Origin of the sequence: Mesorhizobium sp. M0563, from assembly GCF_040321065.1 — a bacterium.
In the GTDB taxonomy this organism is placed as follows: Bacteria; Pseudomonadota; Alphaproteobacteria; order Rhizobiales; family Rhizobiaceae; genus Mesorhizobium.
Genome location: NZ_JAMYQV010000006.1, coordinates 197,996 through 222,199, shown reverse-complemented (window position 1 = coordinate 222,199; position 24,204 = coordinate 197,996). Strand labels below are relative to the sequence as shown.

23 protein-coding genes and 1 tRNA gene are annotated in these 24,204 nt (G+C 62.3%); 9 read left to right on the top strand and 15 right to left on the bottom strand.

Features of this window, described 5'->3' with window-relative positions; genetic code table 11:
• Positions 1-49: 49 nt before the first annotated feature.
• Both NKI50_RS11270 and NKI50_RS11265 read right to left on the bottom strand, forming a co-directional pair.
• Entirely contained in the window at positions 50-1,603 is a 1,554-nt protein-coding gene (locus tag NKI50_RS11270) for a DHA2 family efflux MFS transporter permease subunit (RefSeq protein ID WP_352716578.1), read from the bottom strand.
• A gap of 67 nt (positions 1,604-1,670) precedes the next feature.
• A complete protein-coding gene (locus NKI50_RS11265; protein WP_352484316.1) occupies positions 1,671-2,849 on the bottom strand; it encodes an HlyD family secretion protein in 1,179 nt (392 codons plus the stop codon).
• A 143-nt stretch (positions 2,850-2,992) separates the two neighbouring features.
• Here NKI50_RS11265 and NKI50_RS11260 point away from each other — a divergent pair, with 143 nt between their 5' ends.
• On the top strand, positions 2,993-3,742 hold the full coding sequence (locus tag NKI50_RS11260; RefSeq protein WP_352495029.1) for a TetR/AcrR family transcriptional regulator: 750 nt from the start codon (positions 2,993-2,995) through the stop codon (positions 3,740-3,742).
• Positions 3,743-3,763: 21 nt separating this feature from the next.
• Here NKI50_RS11260 and yihA read toward each other — a convergent pair whose 3' ends face one another.
• The 5 genes from yihA to rpmH form a co-directional block, all read right to left on the bottom strand.
• Positions 3,764-4,402: a ribosome biogenesis GTP-binding protein YihA/YsxC gene (gene yihA, locus NKI50_RS11255; RefSeq protein ID WP_352495110.1), complete on the bottom strand. Its 639-nt coding sequence runs from the start codon at positions 4,400-4,402 to the stop codon at positions 3,764-3,766.
• Positions 4,403-4,419: 17 nt separating this feature from the next.
• Entirely contained in the window at positions 4,420-5,058 is a 639-nt protein-coding gene (locus NKI50_RS11250; RefSeq protein ID WP_352716547.1) for a CatB-related O-acetyltransferase, read from the bottom strand.
• Between the two features lie 144 nt (positions 5,059-5,202).
• Positions 5,203-7,026 (bottom strand): membrane protein insertase YidC, encoded by a 1,824-nt coding sequence (yidC, locus tag NKI50_RS11245; protein WP_352495028.1) that lies wholly within the window; start codon positions 7,024-7,026, stop codon positions 5,203-5,205.
• 13 nt (positions 7,027-7,039) lie between these two features.
• Complete coding sequence (gene rnpA / locus NKI50_RS11240) at positions 7,040-7,393, bottom strand: ribonuclease P protein component (RefSeq protein WP_352716545.1); 354 nt, start codon at positions 7,391-7,393, stop codon at positions 7,040-7,042.
• A 23-nt stretch (positions 7,394-7,416) separates the two neighbouring features.
• Positions 7,417-7,551 (bottom strand): 50S ribosomal protein L34, encoded by a 135-nt coding sequence (gene rpmH / locus NKI50_RS11235; protein WP_008833937.1) that lies wholly within the window; start codon positions 7,549-7,551, stop codon positions 7,417-7,419.
• A 335-nt stretch (positions 7,552-7,886) separates the two neighbouring features.
• Here rpmH and NKI50_RS11230 point away from each other — a divergent pair, with 335 nt between their 5' ends.
• From NKI50_RS11230 to NKI50_RS11215, 4 genes are all read left to right on the top strand, one after another.
• Positions 7,887-9,374, top strand: a complete 1,488-nt coding sequence (locus NKI50_RS11230; protein WP_352495026.1) for an ATP-binding protein — start codon at positions 7,887-7,889, stop codon at positions 9,372-9,374.
• Positions 9,375-9,699: 325 nt separating this feature from the next.
• Positions 9,700-9,776 (top strand) — tRNA-Arg (locus tag NKI50_RS11225).
• Between the two features lie 320 nt (positions 9,777-10,096).
• Positions 10,097-10,993 (top strand): ankyrin repeat domain-containing protein, encoded by an 897-nt coding sequence (locus tag NKI50_RS11220; RefSeq protein WP_352716543.1) that lies wholly within the window; start codon positions 10,097-10,099, stop codon positions 10,991-10,993.
• A gap of 928 nt (positions 10,994-11,921) precedes the next feature.
• On the top strand, positions 11,922-12,236 hold the full coding sequence (locus tag NKI50_RS11215) for an antibiotic biosynthesis monooxygenase (protein WP_023718222.1): 315 nt from the start codon (positions 11,922-11,924) through the stop codon (positions 12,234-12,236).
• A 45-nt stretch (positions 12,237-12,281) separates the two neighbouring features.
• On the opposite strand, the gene NKI50_RS11210 is transcribed toward NKI50_RS11215, so the two are convergent.
• Together NKI50_RS11210 and NKI50_RS11205 are read right to left on the bottom strand one after the other, a co-directional pair.
• Positions 12,282-13,424, bottom strand: a complete 1,143-nt coding sequence (locus NKI50_RS11210; RefSeq protein WP_352716540.1) for an alpha-hydroxy acid oxidase — start codon at positions 13,422-13,424, stop codon at positions 12,282-12,284.
• 78 nt (positions 13,425-13,502) lie between these two features.
• Positions 13,503-14,609: a LacI family DNA-binding transcriptional regulator gene (locus NKI50_RS11205; protein ID WP_352640269.1), complete on the bottom strand. Its 1,107-nt coding sequence runs from the start codon at positions 14,607-14,609 to the stop codon at positions 13,503-13,505.
• Positions 14,610-15,065: 456 nt separating this feature from the next.
• On the opposite strand from NKI50_RS11205, the gene NKI50_RS11200 reads away from it, so the two are divergent.
• From NKI50_RS11200 to NKI50_RS11185, 4 genes are all read left to right on the top strand, one after another.
• Positions 15,066-16,028 carry a sugar-binding protein gene (locus NKI50_RS11200; protein ID WP_352716538.1) on the top strand — a complete coding sequence of 321 codons (963 nt, stop codon included), beginning with the start codon at positions 15,066-15,068 and terminating at the stop codon, positions 16,026-16,028.
• A 113-nt stretch (positions 16,029-16,141) separates the two neighbouring features.
• On the top strand, positions 16,142-17,686 hold the full coding sequence (locus tag NKI50_RS11195; protein WP_023718225.1) for a sugar ABC transporter ATP-binding protein: 1,545 nt from the start codon (positions 16,142-16,144) through the stop codon (positions 17,684-17,686).
• Positions 17,687-17,709: 23 nt separating this feature from the next.
• Complete coding sequence (locus tag NKI50_RS11190; RefSeq protein WP_023718226.1) at positions 17,710-18,705, top strand: ABC transporter permease; 996 nt, start codon at positions 17,710-17,712, stop codon at positions 18,703-18,705.
• Positions 18,706-18,856: 151 nt separating this feature from the next.
• Positions 18,857-19,387 carry a DUF2231 domain-containing protein gene (locus NKI50_RS11185; protein WP_023718227.1) on the top strand — a complete coding sequence of 177 codons (531 nt, stop codon included), beginning with the start codon at positions 18,857-18,859 and terminating at the stop codon, positions 19,385-19,387.
• Positions 19,388-19,477: 90 nt separating this feature from the next.
• On the opposite strand, the gene phnN is transcribed toward NKI50_RS11185, so the two are convergent.
• From phnN to iolE, 6 genes are all read right to left on the bottom strand, one after another.
• Complete coding sequence (gene phnN, locus NKI50_RS11180) at positions 19,478-20,107, bottom strand: phosphonate metabolism protein/1,5-bisphosphokinase (PRPP-forming) PhnN (protein WP_023718228.1); 630 nt, start codon at positions 20,105-20,107, stop codon at positions 19,478-19,480.
• On the bottom strand, positions 20,104-21,243 hold the full coding sequence (locus tag NKI50_RS11175) for an alpha-D-ribose 1-methylphosphonate 5-triphosphate diphosphatase (protein WP_023718229.1): 1,140 nt from the start codon (positions 21,241-21,243) through the stop codon (positions 20,104-20,106). The genes phnN and NKI50_RS11175 overlap by 4 nt, the downstream gene beginning before the upstream one ends.
• A gap of 80 nt (positions 21,244-21,323) precedes the next feature.
• Positions 21,324-22,031: a DUF1045 domain-containing protein gene (locus NKI50_RS11170; RefSeq protein WP_023718230.1), complete on the bottom strand. Its 708-nt coding sequence runs from the start codon at positions 22,029-22,031 to the stop codon at positions 21,324-21,326.
• Positions 22,032-22,183: 152 nt separating this feature from the next.
• Positions 22,184-22,993 (bottom strand): 5-deoxy-glucuronate isomerase, encoded by an 810-nt coding sequence (gene iolB / locus NKI50_RS11165; RefSeq protein WP_352484309.1) that lies wholly within the window; start codon positions 22,991-22,993, stop codon positions 22,184-22,186.
• Positions 22,994-22,995: 2 nt separating this feature from the next.
• Positions 22,996-23,214 carry a DUF3329 domain-containing protein gene (locus NKI50_RS11160; RefSeq protein WP_352716534.1) on the bottom strand — a complete coding sequence of 73 codons (219 nt, stop codon included), beginning with the start codon at positions 23,212-23,214 and terminating at the stop codon, positions 22,996-22,998.
• Between the two features lie 42 nt (positions 23,215-23,256).
• Positions 23,257-24,174, bottom strand: coding sequence for a myo-inosose-2 dehydratase (gene iolE / locus NKI50_RS11155; RefSeq protein ID WP_352716532.1), 918 nt, complete (start codon positions 24,172-24,174; stop codon positions 23,257-23,259).
• Positions 24,175-24,204 lie beyond the last annotated feature (30 nt).

The window sequence follows — 24,204 nt, the reverse complement described above, 5'->3', positions numbered from 1 at the left end:
GCTTTTCGGGGTCATGCGCGAGGGCGCCAGGCGGGGGATCCAGCGCGCCTCAATGGCCTCCGCCACCGCCGCCCTGAGCGGCTGGCTTGCGGATCACCAGGGTGAAGAGCCCAAGCGTCGCGAACAAAACCGTCAGCATGAAGAATACGTCCATGAACGACAGCAGCGACGCCTGCTGCTGGACCATGCCTGACAGTTTGGAGATGGCCGCCTTGGAGGCGTCGAGCCCGGCGGTCTGCTCGAAGTTGAGCGTCATGTTCTGCAGCTTCTGCTGCGCAGCGGCACTTCCCCATTGCACGTGCTCGGAGAGCCTGGCGTAATGGAAGGCATTGCGGTCGATCAGCACGGTGTTGATGACTGCCAGGCCGACGGCGCCGCCGAGATTGCGGGTCAGGTTGAACAGGCCAGACGCATTCTTCAGCCGCTCCGGCGGCAAGGTTCCGAGCGCAATGTTGTTGATCGGCACCATGCAAAGCATCATCGAGCAGCCGCGCAGGATCTGCGGGATCAGCAGTTCATAGAAATCCCAGTCGGCGGTGAGATGCGTCATCCACCAGGTCCCCGTGGCGAAGCCGAAGAAGCCGATCATCATCATGATGCGCGGGTCCATCTTGTTCGACAGGATGCCGGAGATCGGCGCGGTGAAGAACATGGCCAGGCCGCTGACGAACAGCGCCTCGCCGATCATCATCGAATCGTAGCCGCGGATGCGCCCCAGGAACACCGGATAAAGATAGGTCAGACCGTAGAGGCCGATGCCGACGACGAAGGAGAACAGCGAGCCGAAGGCGAAATTGATATTGCTGAAAGCCCTCAGATCGACAATCGGCTCCTCGGCGGTGAACGCGCGCCAGAAGAACAGCACCGCGCCGAAGGTCATGATGACGGCGCAGACGAACACCGCCTGATCCTGCAGCCAGTCGTTATTGGGACCTTCCTCCAGCACATATTCCATGCAGCCCAGGAAGGCGGCCATACCGGCAAGCCCCCACCAGTCGAACTTGCTGAACAGCTTGAGATTGGGTTTGTCGAAGTCGATCAGCGACCAGGCGGCCGTCGTCACCAGAATGCCGGGCACGACGTTGACCAGGAACAGCCAGTGCCAGGACATGGCATGGCTGATATAGCCGCCGACTGTCGGGCCGATGGTTGGCGCCAGCGTCGCCACCAGGCCGATCATCGGCGAGACGATAGCGCGACGCGACGGTGGGAAGATGGTGAAGGCGGCTGCAAAGACGCTCGGGATCATGCCGCCGCCGATGAAGCCCTGCACGGCGCGGTAGACGATCATCTGGTCGATATTGGTTGCGGTCGCCGCCAGCGCGCTGGCCGCGGTGAACCCTGCCGCCGAGATCGTGAACAGCACGCGCGTCGACAGCATCCGGCTGAGGAAGCCCGACAGCGGGATCATCACCACCTCGGCAATCAGATAGGCCGTCTGCACCCACGGAATCTCGTCCGAACTGGCGCTCAGGCCCGCCTGGATCTCAGCCAGCGAGGCCGAGACGATCTGGATGTCCAGGATCGCCATGAACATGCCGAACACCATTGCCAGGAAGGCGATGACGCGGCGTGTCGAGATGTGGTCGACCGGCACCGGCATGGCTGGCGCCGGCGCCGATCCTGCAGTTAGGGTTGCGGTCGCCATGACCTTTGCTCCCGGTTCCGCTTTACTTCGATGCCGAAGGCGCCGTGCGGCTGTCGACGGCGACGACGACGCTCAGGCCAGCTCGCAGCTTGCCCGTCTTCAGCACATCCGCTGGCACGTCGATGCGAACCGGAACGCGCTGCACCACCTTGGTGAAATTGCCTGTGGCGTTCTCCGGCGGCAGCAGCGAGAACACTGCTCCTGAAGCCGGCGCCAGCGACGACACGGTACCCTCGATGTCCTGGCCGTCGATCGCGTCGACCGACACTCTGACCTTTTCACCAGGCACCAGCCGGGCAAGCTGCGTCTCCTTGAAATTGGCGACGATGTAGAGCTTGTCCATTGGCACGATGACGGCGAGCTTCTGTCCAGGGCTGATCAGGTCACCCTGCTCGACCGAGCGGTTGCCGACCACGCCGTCATAGGGTGCGCGCAGCACGGTGAAGGACAGGTCCCGCACCGCCTTGTCGTGGGCAAGCTGCAGCGAGGCCAGCGTGCTGGCCGATTCCGTACGCTGCGCCTGGAGCACGCCGATATTGGCCTGAGCCGCCGCGATCTGCGCGTCGGCGCCGGCAAGTGCGGCATTGGCTTGCTCGACCGCCGTCTGGGCATCGTCCAACTGGGCCTGGGTGCCGACGCGGGTCTTGAGCAGCTGGGCGGCCCGCGCTTGGACGCGCTTGGCATTATCGGCCGCGGCCTGGTCGGCGGTCTTCTGCGCCTGCGCCTGCTTGAGCGAGGCGCGCGCCGCCTCAGTCTGGGCATCGATGCGGTCGAGCGTCTTGCTCAACGTGGCGATCTGCGCCTCGGCCTGGGCAACGGCTATCTTGTAGTCGCCGTCATCGACGATCAGCAGCGGGTCGCCGGCCTTCACTTGCTGGTTCTCGGTCACTTTGACCTGATCGACATAGCCCGAGATTTTTGGCGAGATGAACGCCGTGTCGGCCTGGACATAGGCGTCGTCGGTCGTGATCATAAAGCGCCCGTCGGTCCAGTAATCATAGCCATACCAGGCGCCGGCGCCCAGCAGGGCCAGGCCGATGATGGGCAACAACATCGAGCGCATCGAGCGCTTCTTTTTGGCGGGAGCCAGCGGGGTGACGTCGGCGGGTTTGACAGGGGCTTCCGGCGCTTCGATCGCAGGCTGGACCTTGGCACTGGGGAAAGGGCGGACTTCGGCACTGGTGGGCGCGTTCGAGGACATGATATCTCTCTAAATTAACTGGCGCTGAATTTTGTCAGACTGAACCGTTCGGTTCGATCTCGACATTGACTTAGCGCTTAAAGAGGACCATATCAAGAGCAATCGAACCGGATGGTTCGAATTATTTTACGAGGTGTGACATTATGGCCGAAGCCCCCAAGGCCGCTCCTTTGCCTGATTCAGACCCATTGCCCAGCACTGGCAAGGACCAGTGCGATCTGCTGGACAGTCTGCCCCGCGGCCGTCCGGCCGCGGGACAAGACCCGGTCAAGCGCAGCCAGATCATCGACGGTGCGCGCCGTGTCTTCATCGACAAGGGCTTCGAAGCCGCGTCGATGAACGACATCACCCGCGAGGCCGGCGTGTCCAAGGGCACCATCTATGTCTACTTCGCCAACAAGGAAGAGCTGTTCGAAGCGCTGATCGAGGAAGAGCGCGGCACGATCTTCAAGAACATGTACGAGGTGCTCGACCAGATTGGCGACCTTCGCCAGACGCTGGTGAAGTTCGGCATCGTGCTGTCCATGAAGATCACCTCGGCCAGGGTCATCCTGGCGCAGCGGACGGTGATCGGCGCGTCGGAACGGATCCCGGAGCTTGGCGCCCGGTTCTACGAACGCGGCCCGAAGCGCGGCCATGACCGGGTTGTCGTTTTCCTCAACATGGCTATCGAACGCGGCCTGCTGAAGATCGACGATGTCGAGCTTGCCGCCTATCAGTTCACCGAGCTGTGCCTGGCCGGTCTTTTCCGCCAGTGCATATTCGCCTATCGCACCAAAGCGCCAAGTGCGGCCGAGATCGAACATATCGTCAGGTCGGGCGTCGATGTGTTCCTGAAGGCCTACGGCACCGAACAGCTTGCAGAGCAGGAACGGACCTCCAGCCCCGCCTGACCAGCCGTCGGATTCCGTTGCCTATCCGCCGTTGGCGGCGAGCACGATCGCCGCACGCAATTCTTCGAGGCCTTCGCTCTTTTCCGACGACGTGGCGAGCACGAAGGGAAAGGCCGCCGGGCGTTTCTTGATCTTCTGCAGCGTTTCCTCGATCAGCCGTGGTACCCCCGCCGCCTTGATCTTGTCGGTCTTGGTCAGCACGATCTGATACGACACCGCCGCCTTGTCGAGCAGCGACAGCACCTCGTCGTCCTTGGCCTTGATGCCATGGCGGGCGTCGATCAGCACGTAGACGCGCTTCAGCGTCACCCGGCCCTTCAGGTAGTCGAACACGAGCTTCGTCCACTCGTCGACCTTTTCCTTCGGCGCCGTGGCGTAGCCATAGCCCGGCATATCGACCAGTGCCATCGGCGGCAGATCGGCGCCTTCTCCCGAAAATCCGCCCGGCACGAAATAGTTGAGCTCTTGCGTCCGGCCCGGCGTGTTGGAGGTGCGCGCCAGCCCCTTCTGGTTGACCAGCGCATTGATCAGCGACGATTTGCCGACATTGGAGCGACCGGCAAAGGCGATCTCGGGTGGACCCTCCGGCGGCAGGAATTTCATCGCCGGCACGCCGCGGATGAAAATCCAGGCTCGCGTGAACAATTCGATGCCGATCATGGTCTTGTTCAACGTGTTCAAACCGCTGCCTCCAGAAGAAAAATGTTGCTGCCACGAATGGCATCGAGATTGCGGCTGACCTTTTCCACCGGCCAGTGCCACCACGCCAGCGCCAGCAGCCGCCGGATGGTCCTGTCATCGAAGCGCATCTTCACCACCTTGGCCGGATTGCCGGCGACGATCGCATAGGCCGGCACATCGTGCGTCACCACCGACTTTGCCGCCACAATGGCGCCGTCGCCGATCTTGACGCCCGGCAGCATCACCGCTTCCATGCCGATCCAGACGTCGTTGCCGACGATTGTGTCGCCACGCACCTCCTTCGACCATGTCGCCGGGTCGAAGCCTTCCTCCCAGCCGTGGCCAAAGATGTTGAACGGATAGGTCGAAAAGCCGGACATGGCGTGATTGGCGCCGTTCATGATGAAGCGTGCGCCCTCGGCGATGGCGCAGAACTTGCCGATGACCAGCCTGTCGCCGATGAATGGATAATGATGCAGCACGCATTTTTCGGCGAATTTGTCGGGTCCGTCCGGATCGTCATAATAGGTGAAGTCGCCGATCTCGATATTCGGCGCCGTCACCAGCGGTTTCAGAAAGCCGACGCGCGTGTGCAACGGGATCGGATGCTTGATCGATGGATTGGGTCCGGTCATATCGAGCTCCGTCGAGCACCTGCCAGGCAGGTCAAAATAGCGCGATCTGTCCCGCAGTACCAATCGCTTAATCCAGGCCGGCAGCTTGTGCAAAAAGCCCCGGACGAACCGGGGCTTTCTGGTTTCGCATTATCGGAGCGCCGGCTATTCCGCCGGCGACGGTTTCTTGCGGAACAGCGCGACCAGATTGTCCCACAATTCGATCTTGGCGCCCTGCCGCTTCATGATCACGCCCTGCTGCAGGATCGACAACGTGTTGTTCCAGGCCCAGTAGATGACGAGGCCGGCCGGAAAACCCGCCATCATGAAGGTGAAGATCACAGGCATCCAGGTGAAGATTGCCGCCTGCGTCGGGTCCGGCGGCGTCGGGTTCATGCGCATCTGCAGGAACATCGTCACGCCCATGATCAGAGGCCAGACGCCGATCATCAGCATGTGCGGCAAGGTGATCGGGATCAGCCCGAACAGGTTGAAGATCGATGTCGGATCCGGCGCCGCCAGATCCTGGATCCAGCCGAAGAACGGCGCGTGCCGCATCTCGATGGTGATGTAGAGCACCTTGTAGAGCGAGAAGAACACCGGGATCTGCAACGCCACCGGCCAGCAACCGGCGAGCGGATTGATCTTCTCGGTCTTGTACAGCTCCATCATCGCCTGCTGCTGCTTCATCTTGTCGTCCGCGTATTTCTCGCGGATCTCGAGCATCTTGGGCTGCACCTTCTTCATGTTCGCCATCGACGCATAGGACTTGTTGGCGAGCGGGAAGAACAGCGCTTTGACGATGACGGTGGTGGCGAGGATCGCCAGGCCGAAATTGCCGAAGAATTTGTAAAGCGTGTCGATCAGCCAGAACATCGGCTTGGTGATGAAATAGAACCAGCCCCAGTCGATCAGCAGGTCGAACTGGCGAATATGACGGTCCTTTTCATAAGCGTTGATCGTCGAAACTTCCTTGGCGCCGGCGAATATCTCCGACTCCACGGTCGTCGATTGCCCGGGAGCGACCGTGACGGGATCGGACAGGAAATCGGACTGGTAGCTGTGCGGATGGGGCCCGCTTTTGAACTCGAAATAAGAGAATTTGGGCTGAAATTCGCGGCCGCTAGGCGGCACCAGGGTCACCGCCCAATACTTATCGGTGATGCCCAGCCAGCCGTCGGTCGACTTGCCTGGCTTGTATTCCTTTTCCGATTCGACGCTGGAGTATTTGTATTCCTGCAGGCCCTCGCTTCCGGTAACGCCGATCAGGCCCTCGTGCAGCACATAGGTGCTGGCGATGGCCGGCTTGTCGAAACGCGTAACGCGGCCATAGTTCGACAACGTCGCCGGCGCCGAGCCGCCGTTCTGAACCGTGTCGGATACGGTGAACATATATTGGGCGTCGACGGAGAAGGTGCGCTTGAAGGTCAGGCCCTTGTCGTTGGTAAAGGTCAGCGTGACCGGCGTCGCCGGTGTGAGCGTCGCCTTGCCGTCGGTCTGCCAGACCGTGTCGGGGCCGGGCAGCGTGCCCACATCCGGCGCGCCAGAAAAGCCGATCTCGGCGAAATAGCCGTTCGGCAGGGACGCCGGGTTGAGCAACGCGATCTCGGGCGAGGTCTTGTCCACCGTCTCCCTGTAATGCTTGAGCCGGAGGTCATCGAGGCGCGCACCGGTGAGGTTGATCGAACCTTCGAGGCTCGGCGTGTCGATCTTGACGCGGCTGGTCGAGGCAATCGCCTGGTCGCGGCCGGCCGGCGTCACCGCGTCGCCGCCAGGCGCGCTCGGAATGGCGCCCGGCTGCACCGGTGTTTCGCTGGCGCCCGGACTGGTGCCTTGGGCGGCCTTCTTCTGCTCCGCCACGCGCTGTTCTTCGATGCGGGCGGCCTCACGCTGCATCTCGCTGCGCGGCATCACATAGAAATATTGCCAAAGCGCCAGGATCAGCACCGACAGTGCGATGGTGATAAAGAAGTTGCGGTTGTTTTCCATCGAAGCCCTTGGCCTATCGTGTTCCACGCAATCTGCGGGAGAGTTCGGCCTTCAACTGGCCAAACGGAGTGGTAAGCACGTCTTCGCGCCCGACGATGACATAATCATTGCCGGGCGCCATGTCATCCGCGGCATGCCTGCGCACGGCCTCTCTCAGCCGCCGCCGGATGCGGTTGCGAACGACGGCATTGCCGACCTTCTTGGTGACCGTATAACCGACGCGCGGCGCCTCGCCGTCGCCGCGATCCAGAACCTCGACGAGGACAAGCCGCCCGCGGCGCTTTTCGCCACGGCGGACGGCCAGGAATTCCGCGCGCTTCAGAAGCCGCTTGGGATGGGCACCCGTTGGCTTGCCGGTTGCGGGCAACGATCTTGTCTCTCGCTTGGTGCTCAGGCGCTGAGACGCTTGCGGCCGCGGTTGCGGCGGGCTGCGACGACGCCGCGGCCACCTTTGGTTGCCATGCGGGCGCGGAAACCGTGCCTGCGTTTGCGGACGAGTTTGGACGGCTGGTAAGTACGCTTCATTTGTTTAAATACCGCGGGGTGCGGCCCTTCTTGATTCTGTCACTTTGTAACAGGAGCTTTGCCGGGCCGGTTTTGGCGCGATCGAAACCGCGCCGGGACGAATGGCCCGAGCGTGAGCGGGCTTATAGAAAGAAGGGTTTTGGAAGTCAATCCAGCCTGTCGGGCCGGCGTTGTCGGACTGGCAGGGAAGTCCTTGCGGCCCTTTGTCCGGCTTCGATCAAGGATGAATTTGGCAAAAAAGCCGCAATCGCCTAATCTTGCCCGATCAAGCGATCGTGAAGACGAGCAGTCCTTAAGACAAGCAGCCGTGATGACAGGCAGCCGTGACGACGAGCATGAGTGAAGTCCCACCAACCGACGAAAGCATCGCCCGGGCGAAGGCGGCCACCCGCAGGGTGCCGCTGGCGCGCGGCCTGTCGACGAAGCTGCTGCTGCTCACCATCGTCTTCGTGCTCTTGGCCGAAATCCTCATCTTCGTGCCCTGGATCGCCAGCTACAGGCTGAGCTGGCTGAAGGAGAGGCTGAGCACCGCCGCCGCGGTTTCCATCGTCCTGGTGCAGGGCGAACCTGCCTCGCTGTCGCGTGCCGCCCAGAACGACGTACTGATGGCGATCGGCGCCAAGGCGATCGCCGTGCGCGACGGCGGCGTCTCGCGGCTGCTGGTCGTGGCCGAAATGCCGCCGCAGGTGGACGAGCATATCGATATCGCCAATGTCGGCATGATCAAGGGCATGACCGGCGCGCTGGACACGCTGTTTTTCGGCGGCAAGAGGATGCTGCGCGTTTTCGGACCGGTCGGCGACAGCGACAAGGAGTTCGAGCTGATCATGCCCGACCACCGCCTGCGCAATGCCATGCTGATCTATTCGCGCAACGTCGCCTTCGTCTCGCTGCTGATTTCGCTGTTCACCGCCATGCTGGTCTACGCCGCGATAGACCTGATCATGATCGGCCCGATCAGGACGATGACGCGCTCGATGCTGTCCTTTTCCGAGGCGCCCGACGATCCCGGTCGCATCATTCACCCCGCCGCCCGGGCCGACGAGATCGGCGTCGCCGAACGCGAGCTGTCGCAGATGCAGGAGCGGCTGCAAAAGATGCTGACCGAGCAGAAGCACCTGGCCGATCTCGGCCTGGCCGTGTCGAAGATCAACCACGACATGCGCAACATCCTTGCCTCGGCGCAGCTGATGTCGGACCGCCTGCGCCAGGTAAAGGACCCGACTGTTCAGGCCTTCGCGCCAAAACTGCTGCGCGCGCTCGATCGCGCCGTGTCCTATTCGGAAGGCGTGCTGTCCTATGGCCGCACCCAGGAGCCGCCGCCGTCGCGTCGCAGGCTGCGGCTGCGCCAGTTGGTCGAGGACGTCCAGGGCCTGCTCGACATCGAATGCGGCATCGAATTCGTCAACGCCGTCGATCCGGTGCTCGAGGTCGACGCCGATTCCGATCAGCTGTTCCGCGTGCTCACCAATCTTAGCCGCAACGCCGTGCAGGCGATGGCGGCGGACACCGAGAGCGCCGTAGTGCGCCGCCTGACCATATCGGCCGAGCGCATCGGCAGCGTCAGCCGCATCGTCGTCACCGACACCGGCCCCGGCCTGCCGCCGAAGGCGCGCGAAAACCTGTTCGCGGCGTTTCGCGGCTCGGCCCGCAGCGGCGGCACCGGCCTTGGCCTGGCGATCGCCCATGAATTGATCCGCGCCCATGGCGGCACGGTGGAGCTGGTCGAAAGCATCGGCGGCCGCACCACATTCGCCGTCACCATTCCCGACCAGCCGGTCCGGCTCGACCAAGCCCGCAACGGCCTGCGCCGCCCGGCGTAACGAACCGTTTCGTTACGGACCGTTTCAATTCGCAAATGGTTGGTCCGGGACTAAGAGTCATCGGCTCGGCCGCCGTGCAACGGCTTGTTTCGTTACGGACCGTTCCGATTGGCAAATGACCGATCCAAGACGACGACCTATCGGCTCGGCCGCCGCGTGACGCGATCTTACCTTCGCCGGCCGGCGCATGACGGCAAAACGTGACGGCAAAACTTTTGGCCAGGATCGGCTTGCTTTTCGCAAATTCAGTCGCTAGGGAACAGCTCACATTCGCGGCCGGTCGCCAGGATCGGATCGCGGGGCTATGCAAAGCATGGCCTGTTGCGCGCCCGTAGCTCAGCTGGATAGAGCACCAGACTACGAATCTGGGGGTCAGGAGTTCGAATCTCTTCGGGCGCGCCATTTGTAATGTACATCCCAATCCACCGGCATCGATGGACCGCTTAGCCGCTCATCATTGCCATCGTGGTGGCGCTTTAGCAGTTACCGGCAAATCTGCGGGATTCCCGGCGCTGAGAAACGACTTCTCCTTGGGGGATGAGCCACGGCTGGTCGGCTGATGTTTAGGACCGCCTTGCATGCAGGCGACTGCATGCGCTGCCGCCGCCCGCCACGGCGGCGGCGAACTCGATCACACGTGCGTTGCCGCTATCGAGCATTCGTACTAACCTCGCCCTTCTTGAAATCGTGCCGGGTCCTCAGGCTTGCCTTGGGAGATGCTAATGCGCGGGTTCTTGCCTTTCATTCTGTTGGTGCTTCTACACATTCCGATTGTATCGCATGCCGCCTCCATCCACGACGCCGCCATGAAGGGCGATGTCGCCGGGATCACGGCAGCGCTCGACGCTGGTGCCGGCGTCGATGAGAGCGACGGGGGCGCGACACCACTCTATCTTGCGGTTAGGGGCGGGCATTTTGCGGCGGCAAAACTGCTCATGGAACGCGGTGCCGACGTTAACGCCGCCCCGACGCCGCTTTTGGGGCCTGCGCTCATGCCGGCTTTGGCAAAACGCAGGATCGACCTGATCAATCTGTTGCTGGATGGGGGCGCAAATCCAAATTCGAAGCGCAGCCGCGAAAACGCTATCCACATCGCGGTGAATCTCGGTTGTTTCGACTGCGTGAAGGCACTCGTCGAGGCCGGCGCGGACGTGAATGCGAAGACAAAGGACGGCAAGACGCCGCTCCATCTGGCAAAATTCAAGAGGCAACGCGAAGTCGCTGACTATCTCATGTCGCACGGCGTCGTCTTGCCAACACCAGCTCCGATCTCGATGAAGTTGGCTACTGCCGATGTCGAGAAAGGCCGAACCTACTTCACCCGCCTGTGTGCCGGTTGCCACAATGCCGAGCCACAGGGAGCGACCAAGACGGGACCCAACTTGTGGAGCGTCGTCGGTCGCGACAAGGCGTCTGTGGCAAAAATGCGTTACTCCGACGCTTTGCTCGACTGGGAGGGTGTATGGACGTACGAGGATCTGAACAGATATCTCTTCGGACCCATGCTCACCACGCCGGGCGTTTACATGGAGACGCCTGGTGTCCCGGACGAGACCGAACGGGTCGACCTGATCGCGTACTTGCGCACACTCAGCGACAAGCCGATCCCGCTGCCCTGAACGTTAGCCCCAGGAGGGCCGCGGCCGGATTGCGCCCAACGCCGATGAGCGCTCGAATTCTGCATGGAGGTCACTTCGCTTCCCCTTGACGAATGACCGGTTGGATCCGATTTTGGCTGTTCAGGGGTGGCAAGGGACAGTTTATGGCGCGCAAGGCGGACCTTCGGCTCCGAGCGGTGATCTGAGAAATCGATAGGCGCAGCAATAACATACGAGTTCCCAGTTTCATCCTCTTCGGGCGCGCCATCAATCCAATGCACGGCCCGCGTCATGGGGCCTCTCGGGCGCGGTGAGCTCATAGCCGCCCGACTATGACCGTGACCGGCGCCGGTGGTCGGAGGGTCGCGAGGGCTGAGCGCCATCCCTGCCAAAAGAGGGGATGGTCTGCTGATGCCGACTCAGTCGGCCTGCTTGATCTCCGGACCCGGTTCAGTCGGCGGCGCTGGCGTGCAATCCTGGCCGGTGCATTCCTGCACGGGATCTTTCGCCGGCGGGAGACAGTTTTGGCCTTCACAATGAACGGGCGGCTGCACTGTTGCGGCTTTGTTGTTCGGCGGCACAGGCCGATCCTCAGCGCGAACGGTAGGCATTCCAAGGTCGATCATGGCCGTGCACAAGAGCGCAATCCGAAGCAAATTCATTTCCGCCTCCGCAACTGACAGCCAGATGCAGACTACACGTTTGACCTGCGGCCAACATCCTGTCACCCGCGAACGGCGTTAACAGCGCGTTTCATTGCTGGCCAGCAGGGCGCGCGATTGAGATCGAGTGTCGTCCTCTTCCTAACAAACATCGCCAGGAACAGGCGTTCGGCGTGAGATGGCTGAAGCCAACCTTCCGATTTTCCGATACGCTCGTTTGAGGGTTTGAGGTGCCTTAGGGCTTTCGCGCATTCGAGGTTCTTCAGGTCTTTCACGGGGGAACATACATGATGGCATTCAACAGCGTCCGCTTCCAGGTCAAGCCGGGAAGTGAAGACGAATTCGTCGAACTGTTCAGCAGCGCTCCGCGCAATTTCGAGGGATTGCGAAAAATGGCTCTCATCAAATCCGGAGATGGCGCCTTCTTTTCGATTGGAGAGTGGGACACTTTCCAGCACATGGTCGATGCTCGGCCCAAAATGCTAGGCAATCTTGATCGGTTCCGGCATACGTTGCAGCAGCTTGAAGGCGGATATACGGATGCTGTTTCCGGCGAGGCCGTCTTCGAAACGGACGGCAGGAGCGGCGGCAGGTCGGTGTAGTGTTCGCATTTCGACAAAGCTTATGCCGTGCGCATCTCCCGCCACTCACCTAAACCGCACATTCCCCCTGGAAAGCTCGGCCACCGACCTGCATCCCATCAGCCGCATGCCGCGTTCGATTTCGGTTCGCATCAGGCCGAGCGCCCGTTCGACGCCGGCCTGTCCGGCGGCTGCCAGCGGGAACAGATAATACCGCCCGACGCCGACGGCCTTGGCACCCAACGACAGGGCTTTCAGCACATGCGTGCCGCGCTGGACGCCGCTGTCGATGATCACGTCTACCTTGTCGCCCACCGCGTCGACGATCTCCGACAGCTGGTCGAACGGGCTGCGCGAGCCGTCCAGCTGCCTGCCGCCATGATTTGACAGAACGATGCCGGTGCAGCCGATGTCGACCGCCTTGCTGGCATCGGCAACGCTCATGATCCCCTTCAGGCAGAACTGGCCGTTCCAGAAGCGGACCATGTCTTCGACGTCCTTCCAATCCAGCGATGGATCGAGGATCTCCGTGAAATAGCGGCTGATGGAAAGCGCTCCGCCGCCGAGATCGATATGGCCGTCCAATTGCGGCAGGCTGAACTTGTCGTGCGTCAAATAGTCGATGGCCCATCTCGGCTTGATCGCGAACTGCATCATGCCGCCGAGCGTAAGCCGAAAGGGGATGGAAAAGCCGGTCCGCAGGTCACGCTCGCGGTTTCCGCCGGTGACGCTGTCGACGGTCAGCATCATCACCTCGACGCCGGACGCCTTGGCGCGCTCCATCATGGCGCGGTTCAGGCCGCGATCCTTATGGAAATAGAACTGATAAACCTGCGGCGTCCGGTGCTTGCGGACTTCCTCCAGGCTGACCGTCCCAAGCGACGAGACGCCAAACATCGTCCCGAACTTCTCCGCCGCCGCGGCGACGGCGCGCTCGCCGCTATGGTGAAACAGCCGCTGGAGAGCCGTCGGCGAGCAATAGACCGGCATCGCCAGTTTCTGGCCCATGACGGTGACCGACATGTCGATCTGCCCGACACCGGCAAGCACGTTTGGGACGAGGTCGCAGTCCTCGAACGCAGCCGTGTTGCGCCGCAGCGTCGTCTCGTCGTCCGCGCCGCCATCGATATAGTCGAAGATCGGTCCTGGCAGGCGCTGTCTGGCCAGCCTGCGAAAGTCCTGAAAATTATAGCAGCTTTGCAACCTCATAGGGCTCAATCGGATCTATGCGGGGCGCGATGTCAAGCCTATGCAATTGTCGATCGCCCACTATTCCGCCGCCTCGCGTCAGCCCGCCACCGCGCCAACCGACTCCCGCTCCACCAGCGGGCATTCGAGCTTGGTGATGGGATGGCGGCCACGACCGGGAGGGGCGGGGACTTCCAGCTGCTCGATCGCCCATTGCCCCATCGCCATATGCGGCAGGATCGACGTCGTCAGCGGGGGGAACAGATGGCGCGCGATCTCCTCGTCGTCATAGCCGACCACCGAAATATCCTGGGGGATGTGCAGGCGGGCCTCCTTCAGCGCCTCGTAGCAGCCGATCGCGGTGCGGTCGTTCTGGCAGAAGATGGCGGTCGGCCGGTCTTTCAGCGCCAGTAGCTTGATGGTCGCGGCATAGCCGGCGCTCGCCGACCAATCGCCTTCGACGACCAAGGCCGGGTCGAACGGGATGTCGGCTGTCGCCAGCGCCCGGCGGTAGCCCTTCAGCCGGTCCTGCGCCGCCTGCATCCATGGCTCGCCGGTGATGGTGGCGATACGGCGATGGCCATGGCTGATCAGGTGCCGGGTCGAGCTCTGGCCGCCGGCGATCTCGCTCGGCACCACGGCGGGGAAGGCATAGTCGGCGGTGTAGCAGTTGAGCAGGATGACCGGAATGTCGAGGCCGTAGAGATACTCCGGCGCGACGATCTCGCGGGTGAAGATGGTCATGTAGATCAGCGCCGAAATGCCCTGCTTGGTCAGCGCCGCGATGGCCCGGGGCTCCATCACCTCGTCGCCCATGGTCTGCGCCACCAAAAGTACATTGCCAGCGTTCCACGAGGCTTGCCGCGCCCCTTCAATGGCGACGACCGCCTCCGGGCTGGTCGCCAATTGGTCGACGGCGAAGCCGATCACGCCATCCAGCCCGTCAAAAGCGGCAACCGGGGCTCGCAGGGCGGAAAACACCGGCGGCGCATAACTGAGGGCCCGCGCCGCCTCTATCACCCGCTCACGAGTTTGCTGCGATAGCCTGATGCCCGGCGTGTTGTTGAGGACGAACGAAACCGTCGCCTGCGAACAACCGGCGGCCCTGGCGATGTCGGTCATGGTAACGCGGCCTCTGGGGTTTTTCCCGGACGGCTTGCGCCGCCTGGTACCCTCAAGGACGGGATCGCGCAGTGGTTCGTTCATGTCATTCGTCCCTCAAATCTCGCATTTATAAGGTAAAGCGATGCTAATAGATATAAGTGCCCTCTTAAGTGATTTAGTCGCGAATCCGACGTGACATCGCATTGGGAGGCTTCTCCTTTCTTGTGAGAATCCCGATTAAACTAATACTCTTTACTAATATCCGGCGGCCCTATAACGTCAATCCATCATGCTCGGACGAACATCGGACCCGCGCATGTTCGGAACGTAAGCCAGCCTGGTGGCGGACAGTTCCCGTCAACCGAAGCTCGCCTGCCGTTTCGAGGAAATGTCAGACAAATCGGACTATTTACGAACGACGAATGAGTCTCTAAAGTCGACGATCGCGGCTGGAATGGCGTCGTTCTTCGCTGCCGGAACCCTGAGGAGGAGGGCGTCCAAGCCGCGCCGGCACGTTCATCATCAGCGAAAATTACTGAGTCAAATGGGAGGTTGAATATGAAATCTGCGATACGAAATGCGTCCGTCGCCGCTGCGGCCCTGCTGCTCGGCCTGTCCGTCAGCGCAATTGCGCGGGCCGACGACAAGCCGACACTGGCCTTCGTCGTCAACGGCGCTTCCGATTTCTGGAAGGCTGCCGAAGCCGGGGTCAAGAAGGCTCAAGGCGAATTGCCCAATTACAATCTAGAACTCAAATATCCGGAGCAGTCCTCGGTCGCCATCCAGCAGCGCCTGATGGACGATCTGGTGACGGCCGGTGTTAAGGCGATCATGGTCTCGGCCGTCGATCCCAAGACGTCGACCGACGGGCTGAACAAGATCGCCTCGGAAACGGCGTTGTTCACCACCGACAGCGATGCACCGCAGACCAAGCGCGTCGCCTATATCGGCTCGTCCAATGTCGATGCCGGCAAGCAGGCGGCAGAGATTGCCAAGAAGGCGATGCCAGATGGCGGCAAATGCCTCGGCTTCGTCGGCCTGCTCGGCGCCGACAATGCCAAGGAACGCATCCAGGGCATGAAGGACGGCCTCACCGGCACCAAGATCGAACTGGTCGACGTGCGTGGCGACGATATCGACCAGGCCCGCGCTAAGAAGAACGTCGAGGACGCGCTGGTCGCCAGCCCCGACGTCACCTGCATGGTCGGCTTCTATTCCTACAACACGCCGCGTATCTATGAGGCGCTGCGCGATGCCGGCAAGCTCGGCCAGATCACCGTCGTTGGCTTCGACGACGATCCGATCACGCTGGGCGGCGTCAAGGAAGGCACCGTCGCCGCCACCGTCGTGCAGCAGCCCTTCGAATGGGCCTATCAGGGCATGAAGCTGATGGCCGCCTATCTCGAAGGCAACAAGTCGGGCGTTCCCGCCGATGGACTGATCATCATCCCGACCAAGATCATCGGCAAGGACGATGTCGACGCCTACGCCGCCAGCCTCAAGGCGATGTCTGGAAACTGAGCAAACTAGGTTGCGCCGGCTCAAGGTTCGCCTTGAGCCGGCGTTCTATTGACGGGCCTCGCGAGGCCCGTCAGTCTGAGTCCAAAACGGCTCACCGGCTGCTGTCAGGCGTGATGAATTATTCCGACCCATCCATCGTTGCATCCACGGACGCTCCGTTCCTGAGCCTCAACGGTGTGCGCAAGACCTATCCCGGCGTTGTCGCGCTGGACGGGTTCTCGATCGAGGTCAGGCCCGGCGAGGTCATCGGCCTGGTCGGCGAAAACGGCGCCGGCAAATCGACGCTGATGAAGATCCTCGGCGGCGTCACCAGGCCGGACACCGGCACCATCATTGTCGATGGCGCCGCCCATGACGGGCTGACTGTCGAGGCCAGCATCGGTTCGGGCATCGCCTTCGTCCACCAGGAACTCAACCTGTTCGAAAACCTCGACGTTGCCGCCAATATCTTCTTCGGCCGCGAACCGCTGCGCGCCGGCCCGCTCAAGCTGGTCGACCGCGCCAGGCTGCGAGCGCTGGCGGCGCCGCTGCTCAAACGCGTGGGCGCCAATTTCTCGGCCGATACGCCGGTATCGGCGCTGTCGCTGGCCCAGCAGCAAATGGTCGAGATCGCCAAGGCGCTGTCGATCAAGGCAAGGCTGGTTATCCTCGACGAGCCGACCTCGAGCCTGCCGATCGCCGAAACCGACAAGCTGCTTGGTGTCATCAAGGCGCTGAAGGCAGACGGCATCAGCGTCATTTTCATCTCACACCGCCTGCACGAGGTCGAGCGCGTCGCCGACCGCGTCGTCGTGCTCAGGGACGGCATGCTCGCCGGAACTTTGCCGAAGAGCGCCATCAATCACGACCAGATGGTCAAGCTGATGATCGGCCGCATGCTCAAGGAGAGGGAGAAGGCCGCAGAATCGGCGCGCCCGCCGGGCTCTGTCGCGCTGTCGGTCAAGGCCATTCGCACCGCCGCCTATCCCGACCGGCCCGTCGACCTCGACGTCAGGCATGGCGAGATCCTCGGCCTTGCCGGTCTCGTCGGCTCCGGTCGGACGGAGCTGGCGCGCGTGCTGTTCGGCATCGACAAGAGCTTTGGCGGCTCGTTCCAACTTGACGGAAAAGATCTGGTTCTTGGTTCGGCCGCGGACGCAGTGGCCAACGGTATTTTCCTCGTCCCGGAAGACCGCAAGCTGACCGGCATCCTGCTCGATCTGTCGATTGCCCAGAACATCTCGCTGCCCAATCTGCCGGCGCATTCGCGGCGCTCGCTGGTCTCGGCCAGCGCCGAGGCCGCCACCGCCGAGAAACAGAAGACCGATCTGGGCATCAGGGCGCCCTCCGTGCAGACGCGTACCGGCACGCTGTCGGGCGGCAACCAGCAAAAGGTCGTGCTGGCCAAATGGCTGGCGATGAAGCCGAAGGTGATGATCCTCGACGAGCCGACACGCGGCATCGACATTGGCGCCAAGGCCGAGATCTACGGGCTGATGCGGGCGCTGGCCGATGCCGGCGTCGCCGTGCTGATGATCTCCAGCGACATGGAGGAGGTGATCGGTGTTTCCGACCGCATCGCCGTCATGCATGAAGGCCAGATCTCCGGCATTCTCGACAAGGAACGGTTCAGCCAGGAAAACGTGCTGCTGCTGGCGGTCGGCAAGCAGCCGAAATAGTTCGCCGGCATTGGGAGACGACGATGAGCAAGAAAGATCTCGGCCTGCTGATCCTGATCCTGGCGGTCGGCGCGGTGGTAGCGATCATCAACCCGCGCTTCCTGCTGCCGATCAATCTCGCCAACACCTCGAACCTGATCGGGTTGTTCGGCATCCTGTCGATCGGCCAGGCTTTCGTCATCATCACGGGCGGCATCGAATTGTCGGTCGGCTCGGTGGTTGCGCTGCTCGGCGTGCTGTTCATCGACTTCATCGCCACGCGCGGCATGGCCTGGCCGGTCGCCCTGCCGCTGATCCTGGTGCTCGGCGGCATCATCGGGCTGGCGCATGGCTGGCTGATCACCCGGCTCAAATTGCAGCCTTTCGTGGTGACCTTGTGCGGCCTGCTGATCTATCGCGGCGTGGCGCGCTTCTATACCGCCGACGGCACCGCCGGCTTTGCCTTCGGACAGAACTTCCCGGAACTCGAGTTCCTGACGGCGGGGCGGTCCTGGGGCGTGCCGAACAGTTTCATCGCGCTGATCGTCATCGCCGTCGTCATGTGGGTGGTGCTGCACCGTTCGGTGTTCGGGCGATATCTCTACGCCATCGGCAAGAACGAGGAAGCGGCGAAATATTCCGGCATCCGCACCGGCCGCATCGTCATGGCCGCCTATGTCATCTGCGGCGTGCTGACGGCGCTGTCGGCTATCTATTTCGCCATGTACACACGCTCGATCTCGCCGGCGAGCCACGGCCAGTTCTACGAGCTCTACGCCATCGCGGCAGCGGTGCTCGGCGGCTTCTCGCTGCGCGGCGGCGAAGGCTCGCTGATCGGCGTCCTGCTCGGCACGGTGCTGCTGCAGGAGTTGCAGAACCTCGTCAACCTGCTCGGTATCCCGTCCTCGCTCAACTTCGCCGTGATGGGCGGGGTGATCCTCATCGGCGTTCTGGTCGACCAGCAATGGGGCGTGTTCAGGGCGCGGCGGCGGATGCTGGAAGCCACCCGCAAGGGCGTGGCGGGTGCTGCCGCGGAATGACGCAAAAATAGCTGGATGAAATACGCCGACTGCCATTGGCAGGCATGAAAAGGTCAGCCTGAGCTTCGCGACAGCAGTTCAGGTTAATCTCTATTTGGAACGAAACCCGTATCTGAGCGTTTATTTAAGCTTTGCTACGCGGAGGCGTCCCATGCCCATGAATCCAGTAAGTACCGCAAAGATAGGAACTCACCCCCTCCACCCGATGCTGATACCTTTTCCTGTCGCGTTTCTTGTCGGTGCCTTTGTCACCGACCTGGTTTTCTGGGGGACTGCCGACGCCTTCTGGGCACGGGCATCGATGTGGCTGATCGGGGCAGCTATCGTAATGGCGCTTCTCGCTGCGACAGCTGGTTTTATCGACTTCCTCAACGAGCCGCGCATTCGCGCCTTGTCCGACGCCTGGTACCACATGCTGGGCAACTTGACCGCGGTCGTTGTGGCTCTGATCAATTTCTACCTTCGCTATGCTCAAGGCGCCGAGGCCGCGGTCCGACCGTGGGGCGCGCTGTTGTCGTTCATAGTGGTCTGCATACTGCTGTTCACCGGCTGGAAGGGCTGGGAGATGGTCTATCGGCATCACGTTGCAGTTCTGGATACACCGGCGGATGCACCAGCGAAGCCTTCGACAACCACTAGCACGGATACTCATCACGCTGGTCGGGATCGGCACGCCGCATGAGGCCATGATCCCGAACAGTGGATACCGGTTTCCAAAAAGATATGGGTTAGACAAGTAGCGCCCATCCCGAATGCATCGGATGGGCGCGCCTTAGATGAGGCCCGACATGTCGGAGAAGGCCATGGCCTTGCGCAGCACCTCGGTGAAGCGCTCGCCGGCGGCTTCACGAGGGCCGCTATTGTCGATGGAGGTGACGCCCGGTCCGGACAGCGCCACATTGGCGCTGCGCGCCAGCCGTGCCAGCACTTCGCCGCGCGACTCGCGCCCGCGCAAGGCCAGCCGCTCGGCCAGGATCTCCGGTGCAGCCGTGATCTCGACGATAGCCAGATTGGCGTAGCGGTCCCGCAGCGTCGGGATGATCGCGCGCGAGACGTTGGCGATCGCGACACGGCCGTTGGAGACTGACCAGTCGACTTCGGCCGGGATGCCATAGCGCAGGCCATGCGCCTCCCAGGAAATCGCGAAGGCGCCATCCGCTTCGGCCTCGACGAAGGCAGCGTCGGCTAGCGTATCGTGATCCTCGGTGGCCGCATCGCTCGGCCGGGTGATCACCCGGCGAACGAACTCCAGTCGGCTCTCGTCGGCAAACATGGCGCGCGCATAGCCGATCACCGTGTCCTTGCCGGCACCGCTCGGTCCGACGACGGCGACGAAGACGCCGTCGCGGATTGGAAATCCCGCGGCGGACAATTCACGCTCGACCGATGCCGACACCATCATGCGACCCGCCGTCCCTGCCGCCACACCGTGCGGACAACCGGGACGTGATCGTCGACGCGCACGCGAACCAGATCGGCGCGCCGGCCGGGCTCGATGACACCGCGATCGGTGAGGCCGACAGCCTCGGCCGGGTTCTTCGACACCATCGCCACTGCCTGAGGCAACGAGATGCCCTCGACCACGTCGCCGAGGAAAAAGGCCGACTGGATCAGGCTGAACGGAATGTAGTCCGATGACAGGATATCGAGCAGGCCGTCGCCGGCCAGTGTGCGGGCCGAGACATTGCCCGAATGCGAAGCGCCGCGCATGACGTTCGGCGCGCCCATCAAAACGCCGAGCCCTGCCTCTTTCGAAGCCCGAGCCGCCTCCTCGGTGGTCGGGAACTCGGCGACACGGACGCCTTGCTCGATCGCTTCATCGACATGGCTGACGGTTGCGTCGTCATGGCTGGCGAGCACGATACCGCGCTCTTTGCACGCAGCGGCGATGAAGCTGCGGTTCGGGCTCGAGTTCTTCGCCGATTCCGCCATCCGCTTTTCGCAGAATTTCTGGAAATCGCGATCGGTCAGCTTCAGCTTGCGCTGGTAGTAATACGCATAGGTTTCGAGATCGACGAATTGCCGCTGTCCCGGCGCGTGGTCCATCAGCGACGCCAGCCTGACCCGCTCGTCGCCGTCGAAATTGGCGAAGGCTGTGAGGCAGTCCGGCGCCGAAACCTCGCAGCGCAGATGGATGAAATGGTCGGCCCTGAGCCGGTCCTGCTGGACGCTGTCCTCAATCGCCTCGGCCAGCTTGCGTATGTCGGCGGCCGTCAGGTCGGCGTCCTCGTCCATACCGACGCGCAAGGCGTCGAGCACGGTGGTGATGCCGGCGGTCGCCACCTGCGCGTCGTGGGCGAGCACCGCGGCGATCGGGTTCCAACGCACTTTCGGCCGTGGCGCGTAGTGGCCTTCGAGATGGTCGGTGTGGAGCTCGACCAGGCCAGGGATGATGAAGTCGCCGCCCATGTCCTCGCCGCTGCGGCCAGCGCGGGGAGCAATGTCGGCGATCACGCCGTCGCGCAGCACGATCGACCCTTCGACGATCTGGTCGGCAAGCACGATGCGGGCGTTGTCAAGAACGGTCTCGGCGGTCATTTCAGGCAGTCCTCGGAGCATTTTGCAGCCAACTGAAAATGGATTGGCGTCGCACAATGCGGTTAAAGGAAATAGTCATCTCAGGCAGTTCTTCTGGCCGGGCGGCGCCCGAGCGCGTGATGGGACAGCACCATGAACGGCGCACCCGGCTCAGTTTCGACAAACAGCGTCAGCGCGTCCACCGGCACCGGCCGTTGCAGCACGTCCGCAAACAGGCTGTCGATTGCTAGGCGAAGACGAGGGCTTTCCTGTGACGACACCCGGCCGGACAGGGTCATATGGAAACGAAACGTCTCGAAGACATAGGGGTAGCCCCATTGGCAGAGATTGCGGAACTCATCGGGCTTCAGCGAGTCGGGGCTGCGGCGTTCAATCTCCGCGTCTGTCAGCGGCGCGCGAAAGCGGTCGAAGCCGCGCACCACATCATCGGCGAAACGGTTGAGCCCCGGCAGCGGTGCTTCCGGCACGAGCGCGAAAAAGCTGTCGATCTGGCTGACGACGAGACGCGGGACCGTCACCACCGGCGTCGCCTCGGCAAAATCGTCGAGTGCGGCGCGAAGCGAGGCCTCCGTCTCGTTTGAAGCCAGCCGGAAGGGCGCCTTCAGCGTCGCATGAAAGCCGTAGCGGCGCGCCGAGGCGGTATGGAAGGCAACTTCCGCTGCCGACAACTCGCCCACCGCCTCGACCGGCCTCGTGGCGGCACCGAAGGGATCACGGCCGAGCCAATTGGCGGCGATCCGCGCCAGCGGTTCGTCCTGCAGGGGGGTGAAATAGATCGCGTAGCGCATCGAAGTTCCTCGTCAGCCCCGCTGCCATAGGCGATTTGCATGACGAAATGACGAAGCTTTGCAGCGTTTTCGGTAACAAAACGACACAGCCTGGTCATTAGCCGACGATTTTTTCGGCTTGGACCAGCGGTTGAGAAGCGAAGGGGAAACGGTCAGGCCATCAGCCATTCGTGCTCGGGCGCGTTGTGGAATTTCCACGTCCGCTTCGGTCCGGCCATGACGTTGAGATAATAGAGATCATAGCCGTGGCAGGCGGCGCAGGGGTGATAACCCTTGGGTACCAGCACGACGTCGCCGTCCTCGATCGCCATCGCCTCGTCGAGCGAACGAGAGCCGTTCTGGTCGGCATCGGTGTAGACGCGCTGGAAAGCAAAGCCCTGCGGCGGGTTGAGGCGGTGGTAATAGGTCTCTTCGAGATAGGATTCGGCCGGCAGATTGTCCTGGTCGTGCTTGTGCGGCGGATAGCTCGATGTGTGGCCGCCGGGCGTGATGACCTCGACCACCAGCAGGGAATCGGCCGGCTCGCCCTCCGGCAGGACGTTGGTGACGTAGCGCGTGTTGGTGCCTTTGCCGCGGGTCTCCTGGCCGAGATCCTTCGGCGCAATGATGCGGACCGGCAGACCGCCGCCAAGCCCCGGCGCCGAGCACACGGCGAGTTCGAGATCGGTATCGGCGCTCACCGACCACTCCGAGCCCTGCGGCACATAGACCGACCACGGCTTGCCCTCGAACGGCGACATGCGTTCGCCCAGGAGCCCGAGATCCTTGCCGCCGGCCTTGACCTTGCCCTTGCCGGTGACGAATACCAGACAGACCTCACGATCCGCGGTTTGCCCGGAAGCGGTGTCGCCGGGCCTCAGCCGATGCAGATCGAAGCCGACATAGGTCCAGCCGGCGTTTTGCGGCGTCACATGGGCTATGCGGCCGTGGCCCTTATTGGCTTTGACGAGCAGCTTCGACATGGTCATTCCTTCGGTTTGGCGTTTGCCGATGGCTTGTCTTCGTCGGCCGGTTTGTAGAGGTAGAAAAACTTCCAGACCGCATAGCCGGCGAAGCCGAGCGCGATCACGCCCCAGAACGGCGTGCCGGTAGCGAATTCGATCACCGACCAGACCAGGCAGACCGCGACAATGGCGACACGCCGCCACAAAGGCCGGAAAAACGGGTGCTCGGAGTCTTTCATCGGATAAACGCCGGCATCGGGTCAGCCCTTCCTCGCGAACTCTCAAGCATTGGGAAAGCCCAGTGTCTCAACCGTATAGCCGGCCGCCGTCATCACCCGCATCAATTCCTTGTAGCCGACCTGTGCCATCTTGAGTGGCGGGTTCTTCTTCGGATCCTGCTCGGCCTCGACCACGAACCAGCCTTCATAGCCGTGGTTGGCGAGCCTCTGGACGATGGCGCCAAAATCCAGCGATCCATCTCCCGGCACGGTGAAGGCACCAAGTGCTACCGCGTCGAGGAAGGATTGCTTGTTGCGATCCAGCTTTTGGATCACCTGCATGCGTACGTCCTTGACATGCACGTGGTTGATGCGCCGGTGGTGGTTGTCTATCGCGCGCAGCACATCGCCGCCGGCAAAGGCCAGGTGACCGGCATCGAGCAGCAGCGGAATGCCCTCTCCCGAATAGCGCATGAAAGCGTCGAGCTCCGGCTCGGTCTCGATCACCGCCGCCATATGATGATGGTAGGAGAGCGGCATGCCTTGCCCGGCACACCATTCGCCGAACTCGGTTAGCCGCCTAGCGTAGGCTTTCATCTCATCGTCCGACAGCCTCGGCTTGATGGCAAGCGGTTTCGAGCGGTCGCCCTGGATGGAACGGCCGACTTCACCATAGACGATGCAGGGCGCATTCACCGCCTTGAACAGGTCGATCATCGGCTGGATACGAACCTTGTTCTTCGCCATGTCTTCGTCGACCAGCGTCCCGGAGAACCAGCCGCCGCACAGCGTCACGTCGGCCTCTTTCAGGATCGGCAGCATGATCTCCGGATCGCTGGGAAAGCGGCGGCCCATTTCCATGCCGGTAAAGCCAGCCGAGCGCGACTGGCGCAGGCACTCCTCCAGCGACACATCATCGCTGAGTTCGGCAAGATCGTCGTTCCACCATGCAATCGGGGACATGCCCAGTTTGGCTTTCAAGTCGTCACTCCAATTTCTGACATTCGAGGC